The sequence below is a fragment of the Haloarcula laminariae genome (genome assembly GCF_025457605.1).
In the GTDB taxonomy this organism is placed as follows: domain Archaea; phylum Halobacteriota; class Halobacteria; order Halobacteriales; family Haloarculaceae; genus Haloarcula; species Haloarcula laminariae.
In genome coordinates, this window is sequence record NZ_JAMZFY010000007.1 from 1 (window position 1) to 3,364 (window position 3,364).

Annotated in this window: 2 rRNA genes; both read left to right on the forward strand. The window is 55.6% G+C overall.

Annotation, left to right across the window (positions count from 1 at the left end):
* Positions 1-117: 117 nt before the first annotated feature.
* A 23S ribosomal RNA gene (locus NJQ98_RS18960) occupies positions 118-3,047 on the forward strand.
* A gap of 132 nt (positions 3,048-3,179) precedes the next feature.
* Positions 3,180-3,302, forward strand: a 5S ribosomal RNA gene (gene rrf, locus NJQ98_RS18965).
* Positions 3,303-3,364: the final 62 nt, after the last annotated feature.

Here is a 3,364-nt window from a genome sequence, read left to right on the forward strand (position 1 = left end):
AAACCGAGGTTGGGAAGGGTCGATTCGCCCACCATCTACCACCTTGGGGGCGAATATGAAACCGTGTGTACGTGCGATCCAGGCGTCCACTGGACTCGTTCAGTTTAACGAGTCACAACGACGTTGGCTACTATGCCAGCTGGTGGATTGCTCGGCTCGAGAGCTGAAGAAGGACGTGCCAAGCTGCGATAAGCCTGAGGGAGCCGCACGGAGGCTTAGAACTCAGGATTTCCGAATGAGAATCTCTTCAACAATTGCTTCGCGCAATGAGGAACCCCGAGAACTGAAACATCTCAGTATCGGGAGGACAAGAAAACGCAACGTGATGTCGTCAGTAACCGCGAGTGAACGCGATACAGCCCAAACCGAAGGTCTTACGACCAATGTGGTGTTTGGACTGACTCTCATCAACCGACCGTCTCACAGAAGTCCCTTGGAACAGGGCGTGACACAGGGTGACAACCCCGTACGTGAGGCTAGTACGTTGTGCGTCAGTTCCGGAGTAGCGGGGGTTGGAAATCCCTCGCGAACATGGCAGGCATCGACTGCTAAGGCTAAACACTCCTCGAGACCGATAGTGCACAAGTAGTGTGAACGAACGCTGCAAAGTACCCTCAGACGGGAGGTGAAATAGAGCATGAACTCAGTTGGCGATGGAGCGACGGGGCATACAAGGTCCGATGACGAATGACCGACGCGCGAGCGTCCAGTAAGACTCACCGGAAGCCGATGTTCCGTCGTACGTTTTGAAAAACGAGCCAGGGAGTGTGTCCGTATGGCAAGTCTAACCCGAGCATCGGGGGAGGCACAGGGAAACCGACATGGCCGCAGGGCTTTGCCCGAGGGCCGCCGTCTTCAAGGGCGGGGAGCCACACTGACACGACCCGAATCCGGACGATCTAAGCATGGACAAGGCGAAGCGTGCCGAAAGGCACGTGGAGGCCTGTTAGAGTTGGTGTCCTACAATACCCTCTCGTGATCTATGTTTAGGGGTGAAAGGCCCATCGAGTCCGGCAACAGCTGGTTCCAATCGAAACATGTCGAAGCATGACCTCCGCCGAGGTAGTTCGTGGGGTAGAGCGACCGATTAGTGTGACCGCCTCCGAGAGGAGTCGGCACACTTGTCAAACTCCAAACCTACGAACGCTGTTTGACGCGGGGATTCCGGTGTGCGGGGTAAGCCTGTGCACCAGGAGGGGAACAACCCAGAGATAGGTTAAGGTCCCCAAGTGTGGATTAAGTGTAATCCTCTGAAGGTGGTCTCGAGCCCTAGACAGCCGGGAGGTGAGCTTAGAAGCAGCTACCCTCTAAGAAAAGCGTAACAGCTTACCGGCCGAGGTTTGAGGCGCCCAAAATGATCGGGACTCAAATCCACCACCGAGACCTATCCGTGTCCTTTACCGGACAATCGAGTAGATTGGCGCTCTAATTGGATGGAAGCAGGGGCGAGAGCTCCTGTGGACCGATTAGTGACGAAAATCCTGGCCATAGTAGCAGCGATAGTCGGGTGAGAACCCCGACGGCCTAATGGATAAGGGTTCCTCGGCACTGCTGATCAGCCGAGGGTTAGCCGGTCCTAAGTCTCACCGCAACTCGACTGAGACGAAATGGGAAACGGGTTAATATTCCCGTGCCATCATACAGTGAAAATTGACGCCCTGGGGTCGACCATGCCGGGCTTTCGCCCGGTCGAATCGTCCAACTCCGTGGAAGCCGTAATGGCACGAAGCGGACGAACGGCGAGACAGAGAAATATGGTTCAACCTGGGGCCCGTGAAAAGATGAGTATGATGTCCGTACCGAGAACCGACACAGGTGTCCATGGCGGCGAAAGCCAAGGCCTGTCGGGAGCAACCGACGTTAGGGAATTCGGCAAGTTAGTCCCGTACCTTCGGAATAAGGGATGCCTGCTCCGGAACGGAGCAGGTCGCAGTGACTCGGATGCTCGGACTGTCTAGTAACAACACAGGTGACTGCAAATCCGCAAGGACTCGTACAGTCACTGAATCCTGCCCAGTGCAGGTATCTGAACACCTCGTACAAGAGGACGAAGGACCTGTCAACGGCGGGGGTAACTATGACCCTCTTAAGGTAGCGTAGTACCTTGCCGCATCAGTAGCGGCTTGCATGAATGGATTAACCAGAGCATCACTGTCCCAACGTTGGGCCCGGTGAACTGTACATTCCAGTGCGGAGTCTGGAGACACCCAGGGGGAAGCGAAGACCCTATGGAGCTTTACTGCAGGCTGTCGCTGAGACGTGGTCGCCGATGTGCAGCATAGGTAGGAGACATTACACAGGTACCCGCGCTAGCGGGCCACCGAGTCATCAGTGAAATACTACCCGTCGGTGACTGCGACTCTCACTCCGGGAGGAGGACACCGGTAGCCGGGCAGTTTGACTGGGGCGGTACGCGCTCGAAAAGATATCGAGCGCGCCCTAAGATCATCTCAGCCGGGACAGAGACCCGGCGAAGAGTGCAAGAGCAAAAGATGATTTGACAGTGTTCTTCCTAACGAGGAACGCTGACGCGAAAGCGTGGTCTAGCGAACCAATTAGCCTGCTTGATGCGGGCAATTGATGACAGAAAAGCTACCCTAGGGATAACAGAGTCGTCACTCGCAAGAGCACATATCGACCGAGTGGCTTGCTACCTCGATGTCGGTTCCCTCCATCCTGCCCGTGCAGAAGCGGGCAAGGGTGAGGTTGTTCGCCTATTAAAGGAGGTCGTGAGCTGGGTTTAGACCGTCGTGAGACAGGTCGGCTGCTATCTACTGGGTGTGTTATGGTGTCTGACAAGAACGATCGTATAGTACGAGAGGAACTACGATCGGCTGCCACTGGTGTACCGGTTGTTCGAGAGAGCACGTGCCGGGTAGCCACGCAGCACGGGGTAAGAGCTGAACGCATCTAAGCTCGAAACCCACTTGGAAAAGAGACACCGTCGAGAGTCCTCCTAGAAGAGGAGGTCGATAGACTCGGGGTGTACGCGTCGAGGTAACGAGACGTTCAGCCCACGAGCACTAACAACTCAAAGCCATCATTCATACGCACTGTGACTCTTCACCGACGATTTACTCGTCGCTGAACGAGTCCAGGCGCAAACTGGATCGCACGTACTATTACATCTGCCACACTGAGAGCGGTATACCATCGTGGTTCGACTCCACGACTCAGCGTTAGGCGGCCATAGCGGTGAGGTTGCCTCCCGTACCCATCCCGAACACGGAAGATAAGCTCACCAGCGTTCCGGCGAGTACTGGAGTGGGCGACCCTCTGGGAAATCCGGTTCGCCGCCACCATTCATACTCATTTCAGCCTACCGAGGAGAGTCATCTCTCTTCGGTGGGCTTTCCGTATTTAT